Here is an 18,052-nt window from a genome sequence, read left to right as displayed (position 1 = left end):
GAGTGAACGATCGGCACCTCGAGAATCCGCGTCACCGTGAGCGTCGAGAACCCGAGCCGTTCGTAGAGGCGACGCGCGGGCTCATCGGGCGACAGCACGACAGCACGACAGCAGTCCGATGCTCTACCGTGCCCTACCGGCCTACCGCGTCGGCTTCCACCGACCGCCAACCGCCCCCACGACAAGCCGAGGCATGTCCGCTCGTATAGGCAGAGGCAGGCGCGCTAGTGACTCGTCGCGCGCAGCGCCCTCCGCACCCGTTCGCGGAGCTCGTCCGGCGCCGCCTCGCCGTCGCACGAGCGGCGCACTACGCCGGTGATCACCGTGTGGATATGTGCCTCGGTGGAGCACTCGGTGCACCCCTCGAGGTGCCGCTCGATCTCGGCCCGAAGATCGGAGCCCAGCTCGTCGCGCAGGTAGTCCTCGAGCGCCCTCTTCGCCTTCTCGCATCCGCAGTCGTTCACTCGTCGTTCTCCTTCGCGCCGCCGATGCCGTACTCGGCGGCATAATCCTGCAGCCGGTCCCTGAGCAGCTTGCGCCCTCGGTGCAGGCGGCTCATGACCGTCCCCACCGGCGTGCTCATGATCTCGGCGATCTCCTTGTATGCGAATCCCTGGACGTCCGCCAGCAGCACGGCCATGCGGAAGTCGTCCGGCAGCTCCGCGAGCGCCTCCTTCACCACGTCCGAGGGCAGGTTGTCGAACGCCTCGGCCTCGGCCGAGCGCGAGCTGCCCTCCGCGGTATAGGAGGTGGCGCCGCCGAGCTGCCAGTCCTCGAGATCCTCCAGCGCGCTCGAGTACGGCTCGCGCTGCGCCTTCCGATACTGGTTGATGTAGAGGTTCGTCTGGATTCGGTAGAGCCAGGCCCGCAGGTTGGTCCCCTGGCGGAACGACCGGAAGGACTGGAACGCCTTCGCGAAGGTCTCCTGCACCAGGTCCTGGGCATCGGCCGGATTGCGCGTCATGCGCATCGCGTGTCCGTACAGCTGGTCGAGCAGCGGCATCGCCTGCTCCTCGAAGAGGGCGGCCAGCTCCTCGTCGCTGTACTCCGCGTTGCGGGAATCGGAGGCATTCATCGTCTGCGAGTCTACGGCCACGCGCTCCAGGGTGCAGGCGCCCATCCATGCCTCCGTCGTTCGTCTCGATACGGGTACGGGCCGCGGCGGGTGCGCCGCGCTCACGCCGGTTAGCGAACCGGCCCCGCGCTGCGGTGCTCCGCGCACGCTCCCCTCCGCACCGCCTGGCAACGGGCAGAGTCTGCCCGCGCCGCACCGCCACGGAGCGGGTTGCGCCCGCTACAGTGTTGAACCGATGGAGATCTTCAATTATTCCGGCCCCTCGTTCGACATCTACGGCGATCAGCAGACCGATCCGCTCGTGCTCGACGACGGCCCCTGGCCCGCGCCCCGCGCCGAGGGCGCGTTCGACTCGACCGTCGAGATCCCCGGCTCGAAGTCCATCACCAATCGCGAGATCGTGCTCTCCGCGCTCGCCGAGAGCGAATCCACGCTCCGCCACCCGCTCCACGCGCGCGACACCTCCCTCATGGCCGAGGCCGTCAAGCAGCTCGGCGCCCGTGTCGACGAGGTCGAGCCCGGCGGGCGCTTCGGCCCCGACTGGACCATCACCCCGGCCGAGGAGCTGGAGGGCGGCGTCTCCGTGGATTGCGGACTCGCGGGCAACGTCATGCGGTTCGTCCCCCCGATGGCCGCGCTCGCGCTCGGCCCCGTCGCATTCGACGGCGACCCGGCCGCCCGCAACCGGCCGATGTCCGGCACCCTCGAGGCGCTCCGGGCCCTCGGCGTCGACGTCAGCGACGAGGGCCGCGGCAGGCTCCCCTTCTCCCTGTACGGTACCGGCGAGGTCGAGGGCGGCGAGCTCGAGATCGACGCCTCGGCATCCAGCCAGTTCGTCTCCGGCCTCCTGCTCTCGGCGCCGCGCTTCGCCAAGGGCCTGACCCTTGCGCATACGGGCGACGCGCTCCCCTCGCTCCCCCACATCGAGATGACGCTCGAGGCGCTCCGAAACCGCGGCGTCGACGCCCGCAGCATCGACGAGCGCACGTGGCGGGTCGAGCCCGGCCCCATTCGCGGCGTCGAGCTCGACGTCGAGCCCGATCTCTCGAACGCCGCGCCCTTCCTCCTCGCGACCGTCGTCGCGGGCGGCGAGGTGCGCATCCCCAACTGGCCCTCCGAGACCACGCAGGTCGGCGACCTGCTCCGCGAGATCCTGCCGAGGTTCGGCGCCGAGATCGAGCTCGCGGACGGCGTGCTCACCTGCCGCGTCGGGCGCGGTGTGATCGACGGCGGCCGATTCGACGGCGCCGAGCTCGACTTCGCCGATGCGGGCGGGGAGCTCGTGCCGAACATCGCCGCGCTGTGCGCCTTCGCGGACACCCCCAGCACGCTCACGGGCATCAGCCATCTCCGCGGCCATGAGACCGACCGGGTGAGCGCGCTGGCCGCCGAGCTCACCCGCATCGGCTGCGATGTCGAGGAGCGCGAAGACGCCCTCGTCATCCGCGGCGGCGATCTCCACGGGGCCGAGTGGGCCTGCTACGCGGACCACCGCATGGCCACCTCCGGCGCGATCGTGGGCCTCGCCGTGGACGGCATCGTGCTCGACGACGTCAAGTGCACCTCGAAGACGCTGCCGCAGTTCGTGGAGCTCTGGGATGCGCTGCTCGCCGGCGACGAGGACGAGCCCGAGGAGGACTCGCCCGCTGCAGGATTCCTCACGACGGAGCTGTAGGCCGCGGATGAGCTGGGAGCGCACGGAGGCGTACGACCGCTACGACCGCTTCTCCGAGGACGACGTCCGCGTCCGCGCGAACCGGCGGGGATCCCGCCCCCGCACGAAGCAGCGCCCCGACCACGAGGACGCCGTGGAGGGATTCGTGCTGACCGTGGATCGCGGCCGCTACACATGCCTCGTCGACGAGGGGCGCCGCAAGCGGGAGCGCACCGTGCTCGCCGCGACGGCGCGCGAGCTGGGCCGCAAGTCCGTCGTCGTCGGCGACCGCGTCTCGCTCGTGGGCGACGTCTCCGGCGAGCCAGGCTCGCTCGCCCGCATCGTGCGCATCGCGGAGCGCGACACGCTCCTGCGCCGCTCCGCCGACGACTCCGACCGCGTCGAGCGCATCATCGTCGCCAACGCCGACCAGCTCTGCGTGGTCGTCGCCGCGGCCCGGCCCGAGCCCCGGCCCCGGCTCATCGACCGCTACCTCGTGGCGGCCTACGACGCCGGCATCGAGCCCTTCGTCGTCATCACGAAGACCGACCTCGCGCGGGCCGACGCGATCCGGGAGCTCGTCGCCCCGCTCGACGTGCCCGTCTTCGAGACCGCCCTCGACGTGCCCCCGCCCGCCGAGCTGCGGTCGCAGCTCTCCGAGCACATCACCGTGATGGTCGGCCACTCGGGCGTGGGCAAGTCCACGCTCGTCAACGCCCTCGTGCCCAAGGCGGGCCGGGCCACCGGCCGCGTCAACGCGGTCACCGGCCGCGGCCGCCACACCTCCTCGTCCTCCCTCGCGCTGCGCGTGGAGGACGCCCAGGGCGCGAACGGCTGGATCATCGACACCCCCGGCGTGCGCTCCTTCGGCCTCGGGCACGTGGACAGCGAGGCCGTCTTCACCGCCTTCCCGGGCCTCGCCCGGATCGTCGCGGAATGCCCGCGCGGCTGCACGCACCGCGCCGACGCCCCCGACTGCGAGCTCGACGCGGCGATGGAGTCCGGGGAGCTCGACGCGGTAGGCGCCGCCCGCGTCGCCTCGCTCCGCCGCCTCCTCGCGTCGATGGAGGCGGGCGAGGACACGGCGGCCTAGCGCAATAGCTAAGGCCGTTCGAGGGCCTCCGGCGCGGCGTTCTGCCGGACGGCTCCTGCAGGCGCGCCGTGCCGCCGCTTCGCTAATCCCTCGCGGAAGCCTCGGCCCGCGCCGCGATCTCGTCCCGCGTCGTGGCCTCGTTCTGCGCCGCGGCCTCGTCCTGCGCCGCAGCCTCGGCACGCGCGATCGACTCGGCCAGGATGAGCTCGCCGAAGTCCATGAACAGCTCCTCGACATCGGGCGGCAGCGTCGTGCCGTCCGCATCCGCCACCAGCGCCTTCGTGTACGCGTGCAGCGTGAACTCCTCGGGATCGTAGTGCGCCGTGTAGCCGTTCCGCTCGTAGAGCCGGTCCGCCTCGGGCTGCCGCGGCCCGGTCGTGAGGAACACCTTGCGGTAGCCGAGCAGGCGCGCCTCGTCCTCCAGCCGCGCCAGCAGCCGGGTCGACAGGCGCCGTCCCCGACGCTCGGGATGCGACCAGATCTTCTTGAACTCGACCGTCTCCTCGTCGAAGCGGCGGGCGGCCCCCGTGGCGATCACGGTCTCGCCGTCGAGCAGGGCGAGGAAGACGCCGCCGTTCTGCGCGGTGTACGCGGTCTCGAGCCCTTCGTAGACCTCGTTGCGGGGGTCGTGCCCCGCGAACTCGCCGTAGCGCACGTGGTACTCGTGCACGAGGTCCTCGAGTACGGGTTCGAGCCGGGGGTCGGCGGGCTCGAGCGCCTCGAAACGCGCGGTGGATGCGGCTCCGGTCGTGGTCATGCGTGGTCTCCGAATCGTGCGGCTCGGTGTTAGAGCCCGGTGTCGTTGCGGTTGGGCGGCGGGCCGGGTCCGCGAGGGCCCGGCGGCGTCGAGAGCATAGTCCACACCCGCGGGGCCCCCGGCACAAGCCGGCGCGTCAAAAACGGTCGCACGGGTTCGCGCGCTGCGAACCCGTGCGACCGTCACCGCCCTCTCGGCCGGCCTCGGCGGCACGGCCGGGAGCCTGCGCCTAGCCCTCCTCGCGGGGAAGTCCGGGCGGGTTGACGAGCGACTCCTCGACCGCCTCCTCGTCGAGCGACCAACGGTCGATCACCTCCTGGTAGGTGCCGTCGTCGATGGCCGCCTGCAGCACGAGCTGCACCGACTCGATCAGCCCGTTGTCCTTCGCCGTCGCGGCGCCGATGTTCGCCGTCTCGGGCCAGCCGCCGTTGAGCGTCCCGACCACCTGCGTCTCGCCGGTCGACGCCGCGGCGAACGCTACCGTCGCGTTGGGCTCGAGCAGCGCATCCACGCGGCCCGACTGCAGGGCGAGGTTCGCGGCGGCCTTGTCGTCGTAGTACACGAACTCGACCGGCTCGAGGCCCGCCTCCTGGTTCTGCTCGTCCCAGGCCTGGAGGATCTTCTCCTGGTTCGTGCCGGAGCCCACCACGATCTTGAGCCCCGCGACGTCGGCGGGCTCCTCGATCGAGGTGACCTCGGTGTTGTCGGCCTTGACCGCGAAGCCCACGACGTCCTCGCGGTAGGTCGCGATGTCGAAGAGGTCCTTGCGCTCCTCCGTCACCGTCACGTTGGATGCGACGAGATCGTACTTGCCGGACTGCACGCCCAGCGGCCAGTCGGCCCAGGACACGGCCTCGGTCTTCAGCTCGAGGTCGAGGCCGTCGGCGATGAGCTGGGCGAAGTCGATCTCGCTGCCGATGATGATGTTCGGGTCGTCCTCGGCCGCGAAGGCGAGCGGCGCCGCGTAGGGGGCCACCGCGACGGTCAGGTATCCCTCGTCGATCGGCTCGAAGCCGTTCGCCTCGAGCGCGTCGATGGCCTCCTGCACCGGCTCCAGGCGGGGCCGGTCCTCGGCGTTGCCCGTGGTGAGGTCGAAGCCTGCGGTGTCGCCCTGGGTCTCGGAGGCGCTCACGGGATTCGTGCAGGCGGTCAGCGCGAGCGCGGCGGTCGCGAGCAGCGGCAGGGTTCGGAGGAGTCGGGTGCGGGTGCGGGTTCGTTCGGTCATTTCAGTCCTATCGGGGAGGGGTACGGGCTGGGGATGGCGGCCGGCTCAGAGGAGCCGTCGCAGGAACTCGCGGGTGCGGGGCTCGCGCGGGGCTTTGAGGAGCTGTTCGGCTTCGCCCTGCTCGACGATCCGGCCGTCGGCCATGAAGACGACGCGGTCGGCGATCTGCCCCGCGAAGGCGATCTCGTGGGTGACGACGATGAGGGTGCGCCCCTGGTCGGCGAGCTCGCGGATGACGCCGAGCACCTCGGCGACCAGCTCGGGGTCGAGCGCCGAGGTCGGCTCGTCGAAGAGCAGCACATCCGGGTCGAGCACGAGCGCGCGGGCGATCGCGACGCGCTGCTGCTGGCCGCCGGAGAGCTGGCGCGGATACCGATCGGCGAGGTGGCCGAGGCCCACGCGCTCGAGCAGGTCGCGCGCCTTGGCCTTCGCCTGCTCCTTGCCGAGCAGCTTGCGCGAGGTGACGGGCAGCGTCACGTTCTCGAGCGCCGTGAGGTGCGGGAACAGGTTGAACTGCTGGAAGACCATGCCGACGCGCAGCCGGCGGTCGAGCACCTCGCGCTCGGAGAGCTCGAGCAGGCCCTCGCCGCGCTCGGCGTAGCCGATGAACTCGCCGTCGATCGTGATCTCGCCCTGATCGATGGTCTCGAGATGGTTGATGGTGCGCAGCAGCGTCGACTTGCCGGACCCGGATGGTCCCAGCAGCACCACGACCTCGCCGGGCTCCACGGTCAGGTCGACGCCGTGCAGCACCTCGACCTCGCCGAAGGACTTGTGCACCTGGCGGATCTCGACCCGCCCGCGCGTGATGGTGTCCGTGGTCATGCTCGTGCCTCCTCGGCCTCGGGCCGCCGGGCGGCCGGGTGCTGCGGGTCCCGGCGCTCCGGGTCCCGGTTCTCCAGGGTCCGGTCCACGGGCGTCGGGACCGGGTTGGGGCGCCTCGCGGCGAACCAGCGGCGGATGCGCTGCAGCGGCGTGGGCGGCAGCTCGCGCTCGTGGCCGCGCGCGTAGTGGCGCTCGATGTAGTACTGCGCGATGTTCAGCAGCGTCGTGATGATCGCGTACCAGACCACCGTCACGAGCAGCAGCGGGATGACGAGCTGGTTGCGGTTGTAGATGACCTGCGCCGTGTAGAACAGCTCGGGCAGCGCGACGACGAAGACGACGGAGGTGCCCTTGACCAGGCCGATGACCGAGTTGAAGGCGTTCGGCACGATCGAGCGCAGCGCCTGCGGCAGCACGACGCGGAAGAACCGCACGCCGCGCGGGATGCCGAGCGCCTTGGACGCCTCCACCTGGCCGTGGTCGACCGAGAGCAGCCCGCCGCGGATGATCTCCGCCGAGTAGGCCGCCTCGTGCAGCGAGAGGCCGAGCACCGCCGCGGTGAAGGCGGAGATGAGCTGCACCGTGTTGACCTCGAGCAGCCAGAAGTCCGTGGTGAACGGCGTGCCCAGTCCCAGCGTCGGCCACAGATAGCCGAGGTTGTACCAGACCACCAGCTGCACGACGAGGGGCACGGCCCGGAAGAACCAGATGTACGCGCTCGCGAGGCCCGAGAGGATCGGCGACTTCGAGAGCCGCATCACCGCGAGGATCCCGCCCAGCAGGAACCCCGCGACCGCGGACACCGCGGTGAGCACGAGCGTGAGCACGAGGCCGTCCACGATCGCCTGCGAGAGGAAGTACTGGGCGAACACGTCCCACCGCCACTGCGGGTTGCGGAACAGCGACACCACGCCCTGGGCGACGAGGAAGAGGGCGATGGCGGCGAAGATCCAGCGACCCCAGTGGCGGCGCCGGATGATCCGCCGCGGTGCGGGGGCGTCGCGCCGGGGCGGCGCCTGATCCGCCTCGGCCTGTTCGCGCCGCGCGGCGATGAGATCGCCGAAGTCGCGCTCGATCGCCTCGACGGCCTGCAACGGCAGCGTCGTGCCGTCCGCGCCCTCGACGAGCGCCTTGGTATAGGGATGCACCGTGAACTGCTCGGGGTCGAAGTGCGCCGTGTAGCCGTTGCGCTCGTAGAGCCGGTCCGCCTCGGGCTGCCGCGGTCCGGTCGTGAGGAACACCTTGCGGTAGCCGAGTCGGCGGGCCTCCTCCTCGAGCCGGCCGAGGAGCCTGCTCGAGAGCCGCTGCCCGCGGCGCTCGGGATGCGACCAGAGCTTCTTGAACTCGACCGTCTCCTCGTCGTAGCGCCGCGCCGCGCCCGTGGCGACGACGGTCTCGCCCTCGAGCAGGGCGAGGAAGACGCCGTCGTTCGACTCCACGAACTCGGTCTCGATGGCGTCGTAGACCTCGCCGCGGGCGTCGTGCTCGTCGAAGTCGCCGTAGCGCGAGTCGTACTCGCGCACGAGGTCCTCCAGGACGGGCACGAGGCGGGGGTCGCTCGGATGCACGACCTCGAATCGTGTGCCGGTGGTGGTGCCGGTAGTGGTCATTCGCTCTTCTCCGGTTCGTCGTGGCTCGACTGGAACATGGAGAGGAGTTCAGCACCAGTGCGGCGCCGCCGACAATGTGTTACGTCATGTGGAGTTGCGGAGCATCAAACAGCGTTACGGAGCGTCATACAGCGCGGAGCGGCGCTGCGCGCGGGACGCGGCCGGGGTAATGCGGCCGATCATCCAGTCGAGGCCTGTTCGCTCATCCACGCGGTCGGGGCGACCCCGTACTCGCGCCGGAAGGCGCGGGTGAACGTGGAGGGGTCCGGGAAGCCGCATTCCGCCGCGATCGAGGCGACGGTGCGACGGCCGCCGGATGCATCGCCGAGCAATGAGGCCGCGCGACGGAGCCGGGCGCGGCGGATGAACACCCCGGGCGGCTCCCCCGTGGCCTCGAACAGCTGATACACGGTGCGCACGGAGAGGTGGTGATGGGCGGCGAGGCTCTCCACCGTGAGTCGGGGCGAGCCGAGGCTGTCGATCACGAACATCTTGAGCTGTTCGAGCAGCTGCTCCCTCCCCTCCGGCACCGCGCGCTCGCCGTCGGGGCGCAGCAGGGTCTCGAGCAGGTCCACCGCCACGGCCGCCATCTCGAATCGCGCGGTGAGGCTCAGCTCCTCGGTATCGGCGAAGAGCGCCTCCATGTAGGCGGACACCACGCGGAGCCGCGGCTCTCCCGCGGCGATGAGGCGGCCGCAGTTCGCCGAGATCGTCTCCGAGGGGAGGTGGATCGCGGAGCGCCGGATCTTCGCGATGAGCTCCCGCTGGCCCGGCTGGCGGTGGTCGATCTCGTAGGCGCCCCTCGTCTCGTAGAGCACCGCGTCGCCCGGCCGCAGCATCGCGTCGCGGCCGTACTGCGACACGCTTCCCGAGGAGGCGTCCTGGATCGCGAAGAGGACGAATTCCTCGTCCTCCCCCGCCGCCATGGTTGTGCTCCGCTGCACGTGCACGCTGCCCGTGTCGATGCGGGTGAGCGAGAGGAAGGGGCTCGGGATCCGCAGGTCGACCCGGGCCTCGAAGTCCTCCGCGATCTCGCTGCAGTACAGGGGCACGTAGATGCGACTGCTCAGCGCCTGCCACTGTGCGACGTTCTCGGCCGTCATGACGGTCATGGTGGGCTCCCGGGTCCGCCGGCGATATCACCGGCACTGGTGTCTCATGGGCCCAGCGTATCCCCCGGCGCACGGCGGCGGGGCCCTTCCCGAGAGTGTGCAGAGGATGCCTAGCGGAATGCAGGATGTGTCGATGCGCCGCGCTCCTGCTCGTTCCTAGGCTCCCTGAACAACCCGCTCGTCCCGTCCTAAGGAGTTACGCAATGACGCAGAGCACCGTCGCCGCCGTCCAGGCCGAACCGGTCTGGCTCGATGCCGACCGCACCACCGACAAGACCATCCGGCTGATCGAGGAGGCCGCCGATGGCGGTGCAGACCTCGTGGCCTTCCCCGAGACCTGGCTGCCCGGGTATCCGGTCTTCCTCTGGAGCCATCCCGTCTACGAGCAGATGCCGTTCGTCGCCCGCTATCACGCCAACTCGGTCGCCGTGGACGGCCCGCAGATCACCCGCATCCGCGAGGCCGCGCGAGCCCGCGGCATCACGGTGGTGCTCGGCTTCAGCGAGAAATCCGGCGGCTCGCTCTACATGGCGCAGATCGTGATCGGCGGGGACGGCGAGGTGCTCCAGCACCGCCGCAAGCTGAAGCCCACGCACGCCGAGCGCACGCTCTTCGGCGAGAGCGACGGCAGCGGCCTGAAGGTGGTGGACACGCCGATCGGCCGGGTCGGCGCGCTGAACTGCTTCGAGCACATCCAGCCGCTCAGCGTCTACGCCATGGCGGCGCAGGACGAGCAGATCCACATCGCCGGCTGGCCGTGCCTCGGCATCCTCGGCGACGTGCCCGCCCTCAGCCCGGAGGCGCTCACCGCCGCGACGAAGACGTACGCGCTCATCGGCAGCACCTACGCGATCATGGCCACCCAGATCATGAGCGAGGAGGGCGCCCTCGTCTTCTCCGCGGGCGAGGGCCTCCCCTGCCCCGTCTACACCGGCGGCGGCGGATACGCACGCGTCTACGGACCGGATTCGGCGCTGCTCACCGAGCCACTGGACCCCGGGCACGAGGGGCTGGTGTTCGCCGAGATCGACCTCGCCCGGATCGACCTCGCGAAGAACACGGTCGATCCGGCGGGGCACTACGCCCGGCCGGACGTCACGAGGCTGCTGCTCGATGGCCGGCCGAAGCAGCCGGTGGTGCGCCCCGGAGTGGCCGAGGGGCCGCTCTTCCCTCCCCTCGAGGACGCGGATGCGCCCGCGGGAGCCGAGACGCAGGGCGAGCGGCGATGAGCGACGCGGACCTCGAGTACGCGCTCACCGAACGCGCCTGGTCCGATCCCCGCTTCGCCACGCTGCTGCGGACGGAACCCGCGACTGCGCTGCTCGAGCTCGGCGTAAGGGTGCCCGCGGGCGTCCGGCTCGACATCAGGGTGCAGCGCCGGGACACGCTCTACTTCGCAATCCCGCCCATGCCAGATGCCGAGACCCGCGCCGCCTGCCCGGACGGCTTCATCCCGAACCAGATGGACCTGTGGCGCAGCGCCGATCAGTTCTGCTGGCTGCTGCCCGAGGGGCTGAAGATGGACCTCCTCGGCATGCGGCAGGCGCATCGCCGGGCGCAGGCGTCGGGGCCGATTCCACCGGTGCAGCGGTCCTCGGCGGCATCCGACGCGCCCGAGCCGGACGCCGAATCGGCTCGCCTCGCGCGCGGCCCCTCGACGCCTCCTCCCGCGCGGACGACTCACGACCCCGCCGAGCACTACCGGCTGCTCACCTCGGACCCCGCCGCCCGCGCGCGCCTCATCGAGGATCCGGTCGCCGAGCTCCGGTGGTACTTCGGCTACATGCCCGAGGGCGATTACCGCGTCGAGATCGTCGATCAGCGGCACGACACCATCGCCGTGCTCCTGCCGGTGGTTCCGCCCGCGGAGCACCGGGCGGATGCGCTCGAGGCGCTGTCCGGCCGCATCTTCGACATCCTCTTCACAACCGGCGTCGGCGGGTACTGCATCCCCGACGACCGCCTCAAGTGGGTGCTGCGGGACATGCGCTCGGCGTGGATCGCCCGCATACAGCCCGAGCGCGTCTGACTCCCGATCCCATCACCCATCCCGATCACCACGAGGTACGACGATGTCCCTGCCCTCTTCCGCCGCGCGCCAAACGCGCGCGCCGTCCAGCGCCCCGGCGAATCTCCGCCGCGTGGCCTTCGCCACCATCACCGGCACCACCATCGAGTGGTACGACTTCTTCCTGTACGCGAGCGCCGCGGCGCTCGTCTTCCCCGCCGTCTTCTTCGAGCCAGCGGGCCCGGCCGCGGCGACGATGCTCTCCTTCGCCTCGGTGGGCGTCAGCTTCCTCTTCCGGCCGCTCGGCGCCTTCGTCGCCGGGCACTTCGGCGACAGGATCGGCCGCAAGGCGATGCTCGTCTTCACGCTCATCCTCATGGGCGCGAGCACGACCCTGATCGGGTTCCTCCCCACCACCGAGCACATCGGCATCACCGCCGTCGTGCTCCTGGTCCTGATGCGCATCCTTCAGGGCTTCTCGGCCGGCGGCGAATGGGGCGGGGCCGCGCTGATGGCCGTCGAATCGGCGCCCTCGAACAGGCGCGGGCTGTGGGGCACGTTCCCGCAGATCGGCGTGCCGCTGGGGATGCTCCTGTCGAGCGGCGTGATCGCGCTGATGACCGGCGTCATCGCGCCGGGCGACGCGTTCCTGGAATGGGGCTGGCGCGTGCCCTTCCTGCTCAGCGTCGTGCTGGTCGCGATCGGCTACATCGTGCGCCGCTCCGTCTCCGAGAGCCCCGTATTCGCGGAGATGTCCGAGAGGAAGCAGCAGACGAAGATGCCCGTGGTGGTGCTCTTCCGCAGGTTCGGCCCCGTCGTACTGCTCACCTCGGTGGTGTTCGCGGGCAACAACGCGGCCGGGTACATGACCACGGGCGGCTTCATCCAGAACTACACCACGGATCCCGCCGGCGCGCTGCAGCTCGACCGCACCGCGGTCGTGCTCGGAGTCATGCTCAGCGCCGTCACCTGGCTGCTCATGACGCTGCTCGCCGGGGTGCTCTCCGACCGCATCGGGCGGAAGACCTGCTATCTCATCGGCTGGGCGTGCCAGCTCGCGATGGTGTTCCCGCTGTTCTGGCTGATCAACACCGGCAGCATGGCGCTGCTCTACCTAGCGATGTGCCTGTTCACCGTCGGGCTCGGGTTCACCTCCGGCCCGCAGGCCGCCTGGTACGCGGAGCTCTATCCGGCTACGGTCCGGTACTCCGGGGTCAACGTCTCGAACACCTTCGGCGCCGTGCTCGGCGGCGCCTTCGCACCCATGATCGCCACATGGCTCGTGAACAGCACCGGCACGACGGCCTCGGTATCGCTGTACCTCGGCGCCCTCACCCTCGCGGGGCTTCTCGCGACCCTGCTGCTGCGGGACCGCCGAGGCATCGACCTCGGCATCGACAACGCGGAGGAGCAGTCCACGGGCTCCACCGTCTGGTCGCGGTGAGGCGCGCCGTGTCCACCGCATCCTCCGCCGCAGCGCTCGGCCTCGTCACGCTCGGCGATGTCGTGCCGATCCCAGGCACGGCAGGGCACCCCGGCTCCTATCGCTTCGCCGTCATCGCCCGTCCGCTCTGCCACGAGGCGCTGCAGCGGCTGGCGCTGCGCGCCGACCCCGAGCTCTACCCGAGCGTGCTCGAGGCCGCCGAGCTGGTCGTGACGGAGGGCGCTTCAGGGGTGATCACCACCTGCGGCTATTTCACGCCATATCAAACGGCGCTCTCACGGGATCTCCCGGTCCCGGTGTTGAGCTCGAGCCTGCTGCAGTTGCCGATGATCCGGGCGCTCGTCGGGGACCGGACGATCCTCGTGCTCGCCTCGAACCGGGCCGCGGCCGACGCGCGCTGCATCCGCGCGGCCGGCCTCGACCCGCGGGACCGGGTGATCGTGCGAGGCCTGGACGGACCGGGCCCGTTCGCCGCGCAGGTATTCGAGGCGGGCGAGATCACCGATATCGAGGCCATCGTCGGGCAGGCGTCGGCAGCCGTGGAGGAGGCCCTGGCCGGGCATCCCGATATCGGCGCGATCTGCGTCGAATGCGGGGAGCTCACGCTGGTCTCCCGGGCGCTGCGGCGGCGCACCGGCTTGCCCGTGTTCGACTACTTCACCGCCGCCGACCTGCTGCAGCAGGCCGTGGACACGAGTCCCGCCCCGTGACGGGCGCCGGGCCGGCGATCCCCGCCGACCCGGCGCTCCCGCCCTAGGACAGCCTGACCAGATCCTCGAAGTCGATGAGCTGCTCGACTGCGGCCGTGGGCAGCCGCTCCGATTCCGCCGCGTCGTCGAGCGGCTTCACGTAGGCGTGCATCGTGAAGGCCTCGGGATCGTAGTGGGGTGTGAACCCGCTGCGCCGGTAGAGCCGATCCGCGGCGGGCTGGCGCGGGCCCGTGGTCAGGTAGGCCCGGCCGTAGCCGAGCTCGCGGGCGCGCTCCTCGAGCCGCTCGAGCATCCGGCTCGCGAGCCGCTCGCCCCGCCGTTCCGGATGCGCCCAGATGCGCTTGAACTCGGCGGTGCGATCGTCGAAGCGGCGCACCGCCCCGGTGGCGATCACCGCGTCCTGCTCGTCGTCCACGAGCGCGACGAACGCCCCGCCCCGCTCGCGGGTGAAGCGCTCCTCGTCCACGCCGTGCACCTCGGCCTCGGCGTACCCCTCGAAATCGCCGTATGCGCGCTCGTACTCCCTGACGAGCTCCTCGAAGACCGGACTCAGCCTGGCGTCTCGCGGATGCACTTCCTCGAACCGCTGGGTCGCGGTCGCCGTCATCGTCGTCATCAAAGTCCCCTCCTCCGGTGCTGCTTCGTCGGTTCGCGGCCTCGGCCCCCACCTACGTGGGAGAACGGCCACCGCGGCACGATAACGAGAATGCATGGGGTTCGCATCCCGCCGCCTCCGAGATGCCCAGAATCGCGGCGCTCGACCGGCCTCGGGCGTGTCGGAACCGCGCGGGCACGGTGCGGCCCGCAGGCAAATCACGGGCGGAGCGGGATACTTGAGGCATGGCCGTCGAACTCCTGCACCCCATCACCGCCGATCTCCGCCTCGCCCGGCAGCTCGCCGACATCGCCGACGAGATCTCCATGGACTACTTCCGCAGGCGCGACCTCGGGGTGTACGTGAAGGAGGACCGCACGCACGTGACCGACGGCGACCGCAACGTCGAGCAGGCGCTGCGGGCGAAGCTCGCCGAGGAGCGGCCGAGCGACTCGGTGTTCGGCGAGGAGTACGGCAGCGAGGGCAACTCGCGCCGGCAGTGGATCATCGACCCCATCGACGGCACCGCGAACTTCATGCGCGGCGTGCCGATCTGGGCGACGCTCATCTCGCTCGTCATCGACGGCAGGCCCGAGGTCGGCGTGGTCTCCGCCCCGGCGCTGAACCGGCGCTGGTGGGGCGCCACCGGACACGGCGCATACCTCGACGACGACCTCGCCGACTCCGACACCGCGACCGACCGGCGCATCCACGTCTCGGGCGTCGAGACCCTCGAGGACGGCCAGCTCAGCTACGGCTCGATGCAGTATTGGATGGAGATCGACCGCCTCGAGCCCATCGTCGAGCTCAACGACCGGATGTGGCGCTCCCGCTCGATCGGCGACTTCTGGCCCTACATGCTCGTGGCCGAGGGCTCCTTCGAGGTCGCGTGCGAGGTCGGCCTGCAGCCCTACGACATGGCCGCGCTCATCCCCGTCATCGAGGAGGCCGGCGGGCAGTTCACCTCGATCGAGGGCAAGGAAGGGCCGTGGCACGGCTCGGCGCTCGCCACCAACGCGAACGTGCACGAGGCCGCCCTCGAGGTGTTCCACCGGGCCTGAGCGGCACCGGCCCGGCCGGCCCTTAGAACCCCCAGGTCGCCGCGGGCTGCTCGGGCCAGATCAGGGCCCGGTGCAGCGCATCCGCGGCGCCCCGCGTCCGCTCCTCGAGCAGTCCGGCGCGGGCCTGCGCGGCGATCACGGGCCGGCCGAGGTACGCGGCCGAGAGCTGCGACATCGAGAGCGCGAGATCGGGCTCCTCGCCCTCCGCGCGGACGGCGCTCCCCCGGCCCTCGGCGATCCTGAGCCGCCACCGGCCGTCGTTCGCCTCGAGCACCGGATCGTCGACGCGCAGCACGAGGTCGAGGTCCGCGCCGTACCGGCGCGCCTCGGCGCAGGCGGGCAGGTCGAGGATGCGGGCGAACATGTCGTCGCGCAGCGCGGGCTCGGCGACGCGCGGGTCGGGCAGCAGCGAGAGCAGCGGCGAGTCCGTGGGCACGTGCATCGCCACGACCGTCTCGATGAGGTCCTTCTCGACGAGCGCCTGCCAGAGGGCGTGCTCGGCGCGCGCGTCGAGGGCGTTCCACTCGAACACGGTGAGGGTCTTCGCCGACGCGTCGGCGTGGGGCCGGGTGTACAGCGCGTAGGCCGCCGGCGCACCCTCCGCCCCCACGCGCAGGATGCGCACGGGCTGGGCCGGCAGCGGCTCGCCGATCAGGGCGCGGCGCTGGAAGCCGTCGAGCTCACGGACGGGCGTGCCCGGACGATCCTGGGCGCGCTGGACCCGGTGGATGAACGCCGCGTCGCGGTCCGGGTCGGCGTAGTCGAAGTCGAGCACGGGAGGGGCTCCCCCGCCGTCTCGGGGCGCGACGAGCCTCGTGCCGTGCGGGATGCGCAGCGTGAGGGTGTCGCTCGCGTGCCCGTAGCCGAAGCGGCCGTAGATGCCATACTCCTGCGCGGTGAGCAGGCTGAGGGCGTCGCCGCGCGCGATGCTCATCTCGAAGTAGCGCTCGATCATGCTGCGCAGCAGTCCCCGCCGCCGGTACGAGGGGTGGACCGCGACGGTGCTCAGCCCGTTCGCGCGGACCCGCCCGCCCGGCACGGCCAGGTCGGGGAACGGGTAGAAGGCGGCCTCGGCCGCGAGCCGGTCGCCATCCGCGAAGCCGAGCGTGTGCTCGGGATCGAAGGGGAACGGCAGCGCGCGCTGCTGCTCGGGGGTGAAGGTCGAGGGCCAGGTCCAGTCGTTGAGCTGCTCGTACTGATCCCGCCGGTCCTCGTCCAGATGCACGAACTCGAATTGCTCCATGCGCTTCACGGTACTGCTGCGGGGGTGCGGCGCGCGAACCGCCGTTCCGGATGCGTATGGCCCGCAGAGCCGTCTATGCGGGTCCTGTGAGCTATTCGCATCCGGAACGGCAAGCCCCGGCGGCGCTCCGGCGGGCTCGAGCGAACCCGGGCCCCTACGCCGCCCCGGCGCGCCGCTCCCGGCGGTCCACCCGGTAGTCGAAGACCGCGATGACGAGCACGAGCAGGCCCATCCCGCCGACGAAGGACATCGCCGCGACGAAGCCCTGGCGGTAGATCTCGAGCGTGGCCGGATCGCTCGGATCCGGCAGCCCGTCCACGAGGTGCAGCGAGGAGACGAAGGAGAAGAAGATCGAGGTGGCGATCGCGATGCCCATCGCGTTGCCGAGGCGCTGGCCCACCTGCATGAACGAGCCGCCCACGCCGGCCGATTCGAGCGGCACGTGCTTGACCGTGCGCATCTGATTCGCCGACATCACGAGGCCCGGGCCGACGCCGCCCACGCCGAGCATGATCGCCATCCACATGGGCGTGGCCTCCGGCTCGACGAGCAGCGCGATCAGCACGAGCCCGATCATCGCCGTCACGAAGATCACGAGACCGCTCAGCACCATGCCCGCCGCATGCTGGAACGTGTACTTGCCGGTGACCGCGGCGATCACCGCCGAGACGATCGCGAACGGGATGCTGATCATGCCCACCACGACCGCCGGGTGCCCGAGCCCCTGCTGGTTGTAGAGCGTCATGACGAAGAACATCGGCGGCATCATGCCGAAGTAGAGCGTGGTGATGAGCACGCCGTTGCGGTAGGAGGGGAACTTGAAGAGCCCGAAGTCGATGACCGGGCTGCGCCCCTTGACGACGTACCGGCGCTCCCACCACACGAACGCGGCGGCGAAGCCCGCGGCCGCGAGCAGCAGCCACCAGCGGCGCGGGTCGTCGTCCGCCCCGCCCGAGGTGAGCACGAACGGCAGCATCACGAACAGCACCGTGCCGGCCATCAGCACGGTGCCGACGATGTCCAGGTCGCTGTGCTTCTCGTGCTTCTGCCTGCTCGGCAGCAGCCAGATCGCGAACGGCAGGATGACGAGCGCGAGCGGCACGTTCATGCCGAAGGTCCAGCGCCATCCGAGCTCCGAGCCGAGCGCGCCGATGAAGAGCCCGCCGATGGTCGGGCCGAAAGCCGTGCCGAGGCCGATCGAGGCGCCGAAGATGCCGAAGGCCTGCCCGCGCTCCTTGCCCTGGAAGAGGTTCTGGATGAGCCCGATCACCTGCGGCATGAGGATGCCCGCGGCGGTGCCCTGGATGAACCGCGCCACCACGAGCTGCACCGCGTCGGGGGCGAGCGAGCAGTAGAGGCTCGCCGCGGTGAACACGCTCAGCCCGATGATGAACATCGCCTTGCGGTTCCAGATGTCGCCGAGCCGGCCCGCGGGCACGAGGAAGATGCCGAAGGCGAGCACGTAGCCCGCGACGATCAGCTGCGCCTGCGAGGACGTGGCGCCGAGCGTCTCCTCGATCGGCGAGATCGTGACGTTCACCTTCACGAGGTCGAGGATCGTGGTGATCGCCACCGCGATCGTCACGATGAAGGCGGGCCAGCGATTCGCGATGCTCTCGGGGGTATTCGACACCGCGTCA

The 18,052-nt window shown here is 70.9% G+C and carries 17 protein-coding genes; 7 read left to right on the top strand and 10 right to left on the bottom strand.

Features of this window, described 5'->3' with window-relative positions; genetic code table 11:
* Nucleotides 1-224: 224 nt before the first annotated feature.
* A complete protein-coding gene (locus FM112_RS05255; RefSeq protein WP_087004538.1) occupies nucleotides 225-464 on the bottom strand; it encodes a zf-HC2 domain-containing protein in 240 nt (79 codons plus the stop codon).
* Complete coding sequence (locus FM112_RS05250) at nucleotides 461-1,075, bottom strand: sigma-70 family RNA polymerase sigma factor (protein WP_087004692.1); 615 nt, start codon at nucleotides 1,073-1,075, stop codon at nucleotides 461-463. Before FM112_RS05250 ends, FM112_RS05255 begins: the two co-directional genes overlap by 4 nt.
* A gap of 235 nt (nucleotides 1,076-1,310) precedes the next feature.
* On the opposite strand from FM112_RS05250, the gene aroA reads away from it, so the two are divergent.
* A complete protein-coding gene (aroA, locus tag FM112_RS05245) occupies nucleotides 1,311-2,750 on the top strand; it encodes a 3-phosphoshikimate 1-carboxyvinyltransferase (RefSeq protein ID WP_087004535.1) in 1,440 nt (479 codons plus the stop codon).
* 7 nt (nucleotides 2,751-2,757) lie between these two features.
* On the top strand, nucleotides 2,758-3,822 hold the full coding sequence (rsgA, locus tag FM112_RS05240; RefSeq protein ID WP_087004529.1) for a ribosome small subunit-dependent GTPase A: 1,065 nt from the start codon (nucleotides 2,758-2,760) through the stop codon (nucleotides 3,820-3,822).
* Nucleotides 3,823-3,904: 82 nt separating this feature from the next.
* Here rsgA and FM112_RS05235 read toward each other — a convergent pair whose 3' ends face one another.
* From FM112_RS05235 to FM112_RS05215, 5 genes are all read right to left on the bottom strand, one after another.
* Nucleotides 3,905-4,579: a GNAT family N-acetyltransferase gene (locus FM112_RS05235; RefSeq protein ID WP_087004526.1), complete on the bottom strand. Its 675-nt coding sequence runs from the start codon at nucleotides 4,577-4,579 to the stop codon at nucleotides 3,905-3,907.
* A gap of 229 nt (nucleotides 4,580-4,808) precedes the next feature.
* Nucleotides 4,809-5,804, bottom strand: coding sequence for an ABC transporter substrate-binding protein (locus FM112_RS05230; protein ID WP_087004523.1), 996 nt, complete (start codon nucleotides 5,802-5,804; stop codon nucleotides 4,809-4,811).
* A 45-nt stretch (nucleotides 5,805-5,849) separates the two neighbouring features.
* Nucleotides 5,850-6,629, bottom strand: coding sequence for an amino acid ABC transporter ATP-binding protein (locus FM112_RS05225; protein ID WP_087004520.1), 780 nt, complete (start codon nucleotides 6,627-6,629; stop codon nucleotides 5,850-5,852).
* Complete coding sequence (locus tag FM112_RS05220) at nucleotides 6,626-8,239, bottom strand: ABC transporter permease subunit (protein WP_087004517.1); 1,614 nt, start codon at nucleotides 8,237-8,239, stop codon at nucleotides 6,626-6,628. Before FM112_RS05220 ends, FM112_RS05225 begins: the two co-directional genes overlap by 4 nt.
* A gap of 179 nt (nucleotides 8,240-8,418) precedes the next feature.
* Nucleotides 8,419-9,351 carry a helix-turn-helix domain-containing protein gene (locus FM112_RS05215; RefSeq protein ID WP_087004514.1) on the bottom strand — a complete coding sequence of 311 codons (933 nt, stop codon included), beginning with the start codon at nucleotides 9,349-9,351 and terminating at the stop codon, nucleotides 8,419-8,421.
* A 203-nt stretch (nucleotides 9,352-9,554) separates the two neighbouring features.
* On the opposite strand from FM112_RS05215, the gene FM112_RS05210 reads away from it, so the two are divergent.
* The 4 genes from FM112_RS05210 to FM112_RS05190 are packed head-to-tail and all read left to right on the top strand — an operon-like array spanning nucleotide 9,555 to nucleotide 13,513.
* Nucleotides 9,555-10,580 carry a carbon-nitrogen hydrolase family protein gene (locus FM112_RS05210; RefSeq protein WP_087004511.1) on the top strand — a complete coding sequence of 342 codons (1,026 nt, stop codon included), beginning with the start codon at nucleotides 9,555-9,557 and terminating at the stop codon, nucleotides 10,578-10,580.
* Entirely contained in the window at nucleotides 10,577-11,380 is an 804-nt protein-coding gene (locus FM112_RS17385; protein WP_217874429.1) for a hypothetical protein, read from the top strand. Before FM112_RS05210 ends, FM112_RS17385 begins: the two co-directional genes overlap by 4 nt.
* A gap of 43 nt (nucleotides 11,381-11,423) precedes the next feature.
* Nucleotides 11,424-12,803, top strand: coding sequence for an MFS transporter (locus FM112_RS05195; protein ID WP_087004508.1), 1,380 nt, complete (start codon nucleotides 11,424-11,426; stop codon nucleotides 12,801-12,803).
* 8 nt (nucleotides 12,804-12,811) lie between these two features.
* The gene (locus FM112_RS05190; protein WP_140400578.1) at nucleotides 12,812-13,513 is read left to right on the top strand and encodes an aspartate/glutamate racemase family protein; all 702 of its coding nucleotides are present in this window, start codon (nucleotides 12,812-12,814) and stop codon (nucleotides 13,511-13,513) included.
* 43 nt (nucleotides 13,514-13,556) lie between these two features.
* On the opposite strand, the gene FM112_RS05185 is transcribed toward FM112_RS05190, so the two are convergent.
* Nucleotides 13,557-14,129: a GNAT family N-acetyltransferase gene (locus FM112_RS05185; RefSeq protein ID WP_176386675.1), complete on the bottom strand. Its 573-nt coding sequence runs from the start codon at nucleotides 14,127-14,129 to the stop codon at nucleotides 13,557-13,559.
* Nucleotides 14,130-14,353: 224 nt separating this feature from the next.
* On the opposite strand from FM112_RS05185, the gene FM112_RS05180 reads away from it, so the two are divergent.
* Entirely contained in the window at nucleotides 14,354-15,169 is an 816-nt protein-coding gene (locus FM112_RS05180) for an inositol monophosphatase family protein (RefSeq protein ID WP_087004499.1), read from the top strand.
* Nucleotides 15,170-15,191: 22 nt separating this feature from the next.
* Here FM112_RS05180 and eis read toward each other — a convergent pair whose 3' ends face one another.
* Nucleotides 15,192-16,412, bottom strand: coding sequence for an enhanced intracellular survival protein Eis (gene eis / locus FM112_RS05175; RefSeq protein WP_087004496.1), 1,221 nt, complete (start codon nucleotides 16,410-16,412; stop codon nucleotides 15,192-15,194).
* Between the two features lie 154 nt (nucleotides 16,413-16,566).
* Nucleotides 16,567-18,045: an MFS transporter gene (locus tag FM112_RS05170; RefSeq protein ID WP_087004493.1), complete on the bottom strand. Its 1,479-nt coding sequence runs from the start codon at nucleotides 18,043-18,045 to the stop codon at nucleotides 16,567-16,569.
* Nucleotides 18,046-18,052 lie beyond the last annotated feature (7 nt).

The sequence above is a fragment of the Gulosibacter sp. 10 genome, assembly GCF_900163695.1.
Classification (GTDB): domain Bacteria; phylum Actinomycetota; class Actinomycetes; order Actinomycetales; family Microbacteriaceae; genus Gulosibacter.
This window is presented reverse-complemented; position numbering and strand designations above follow the sequence as displayed.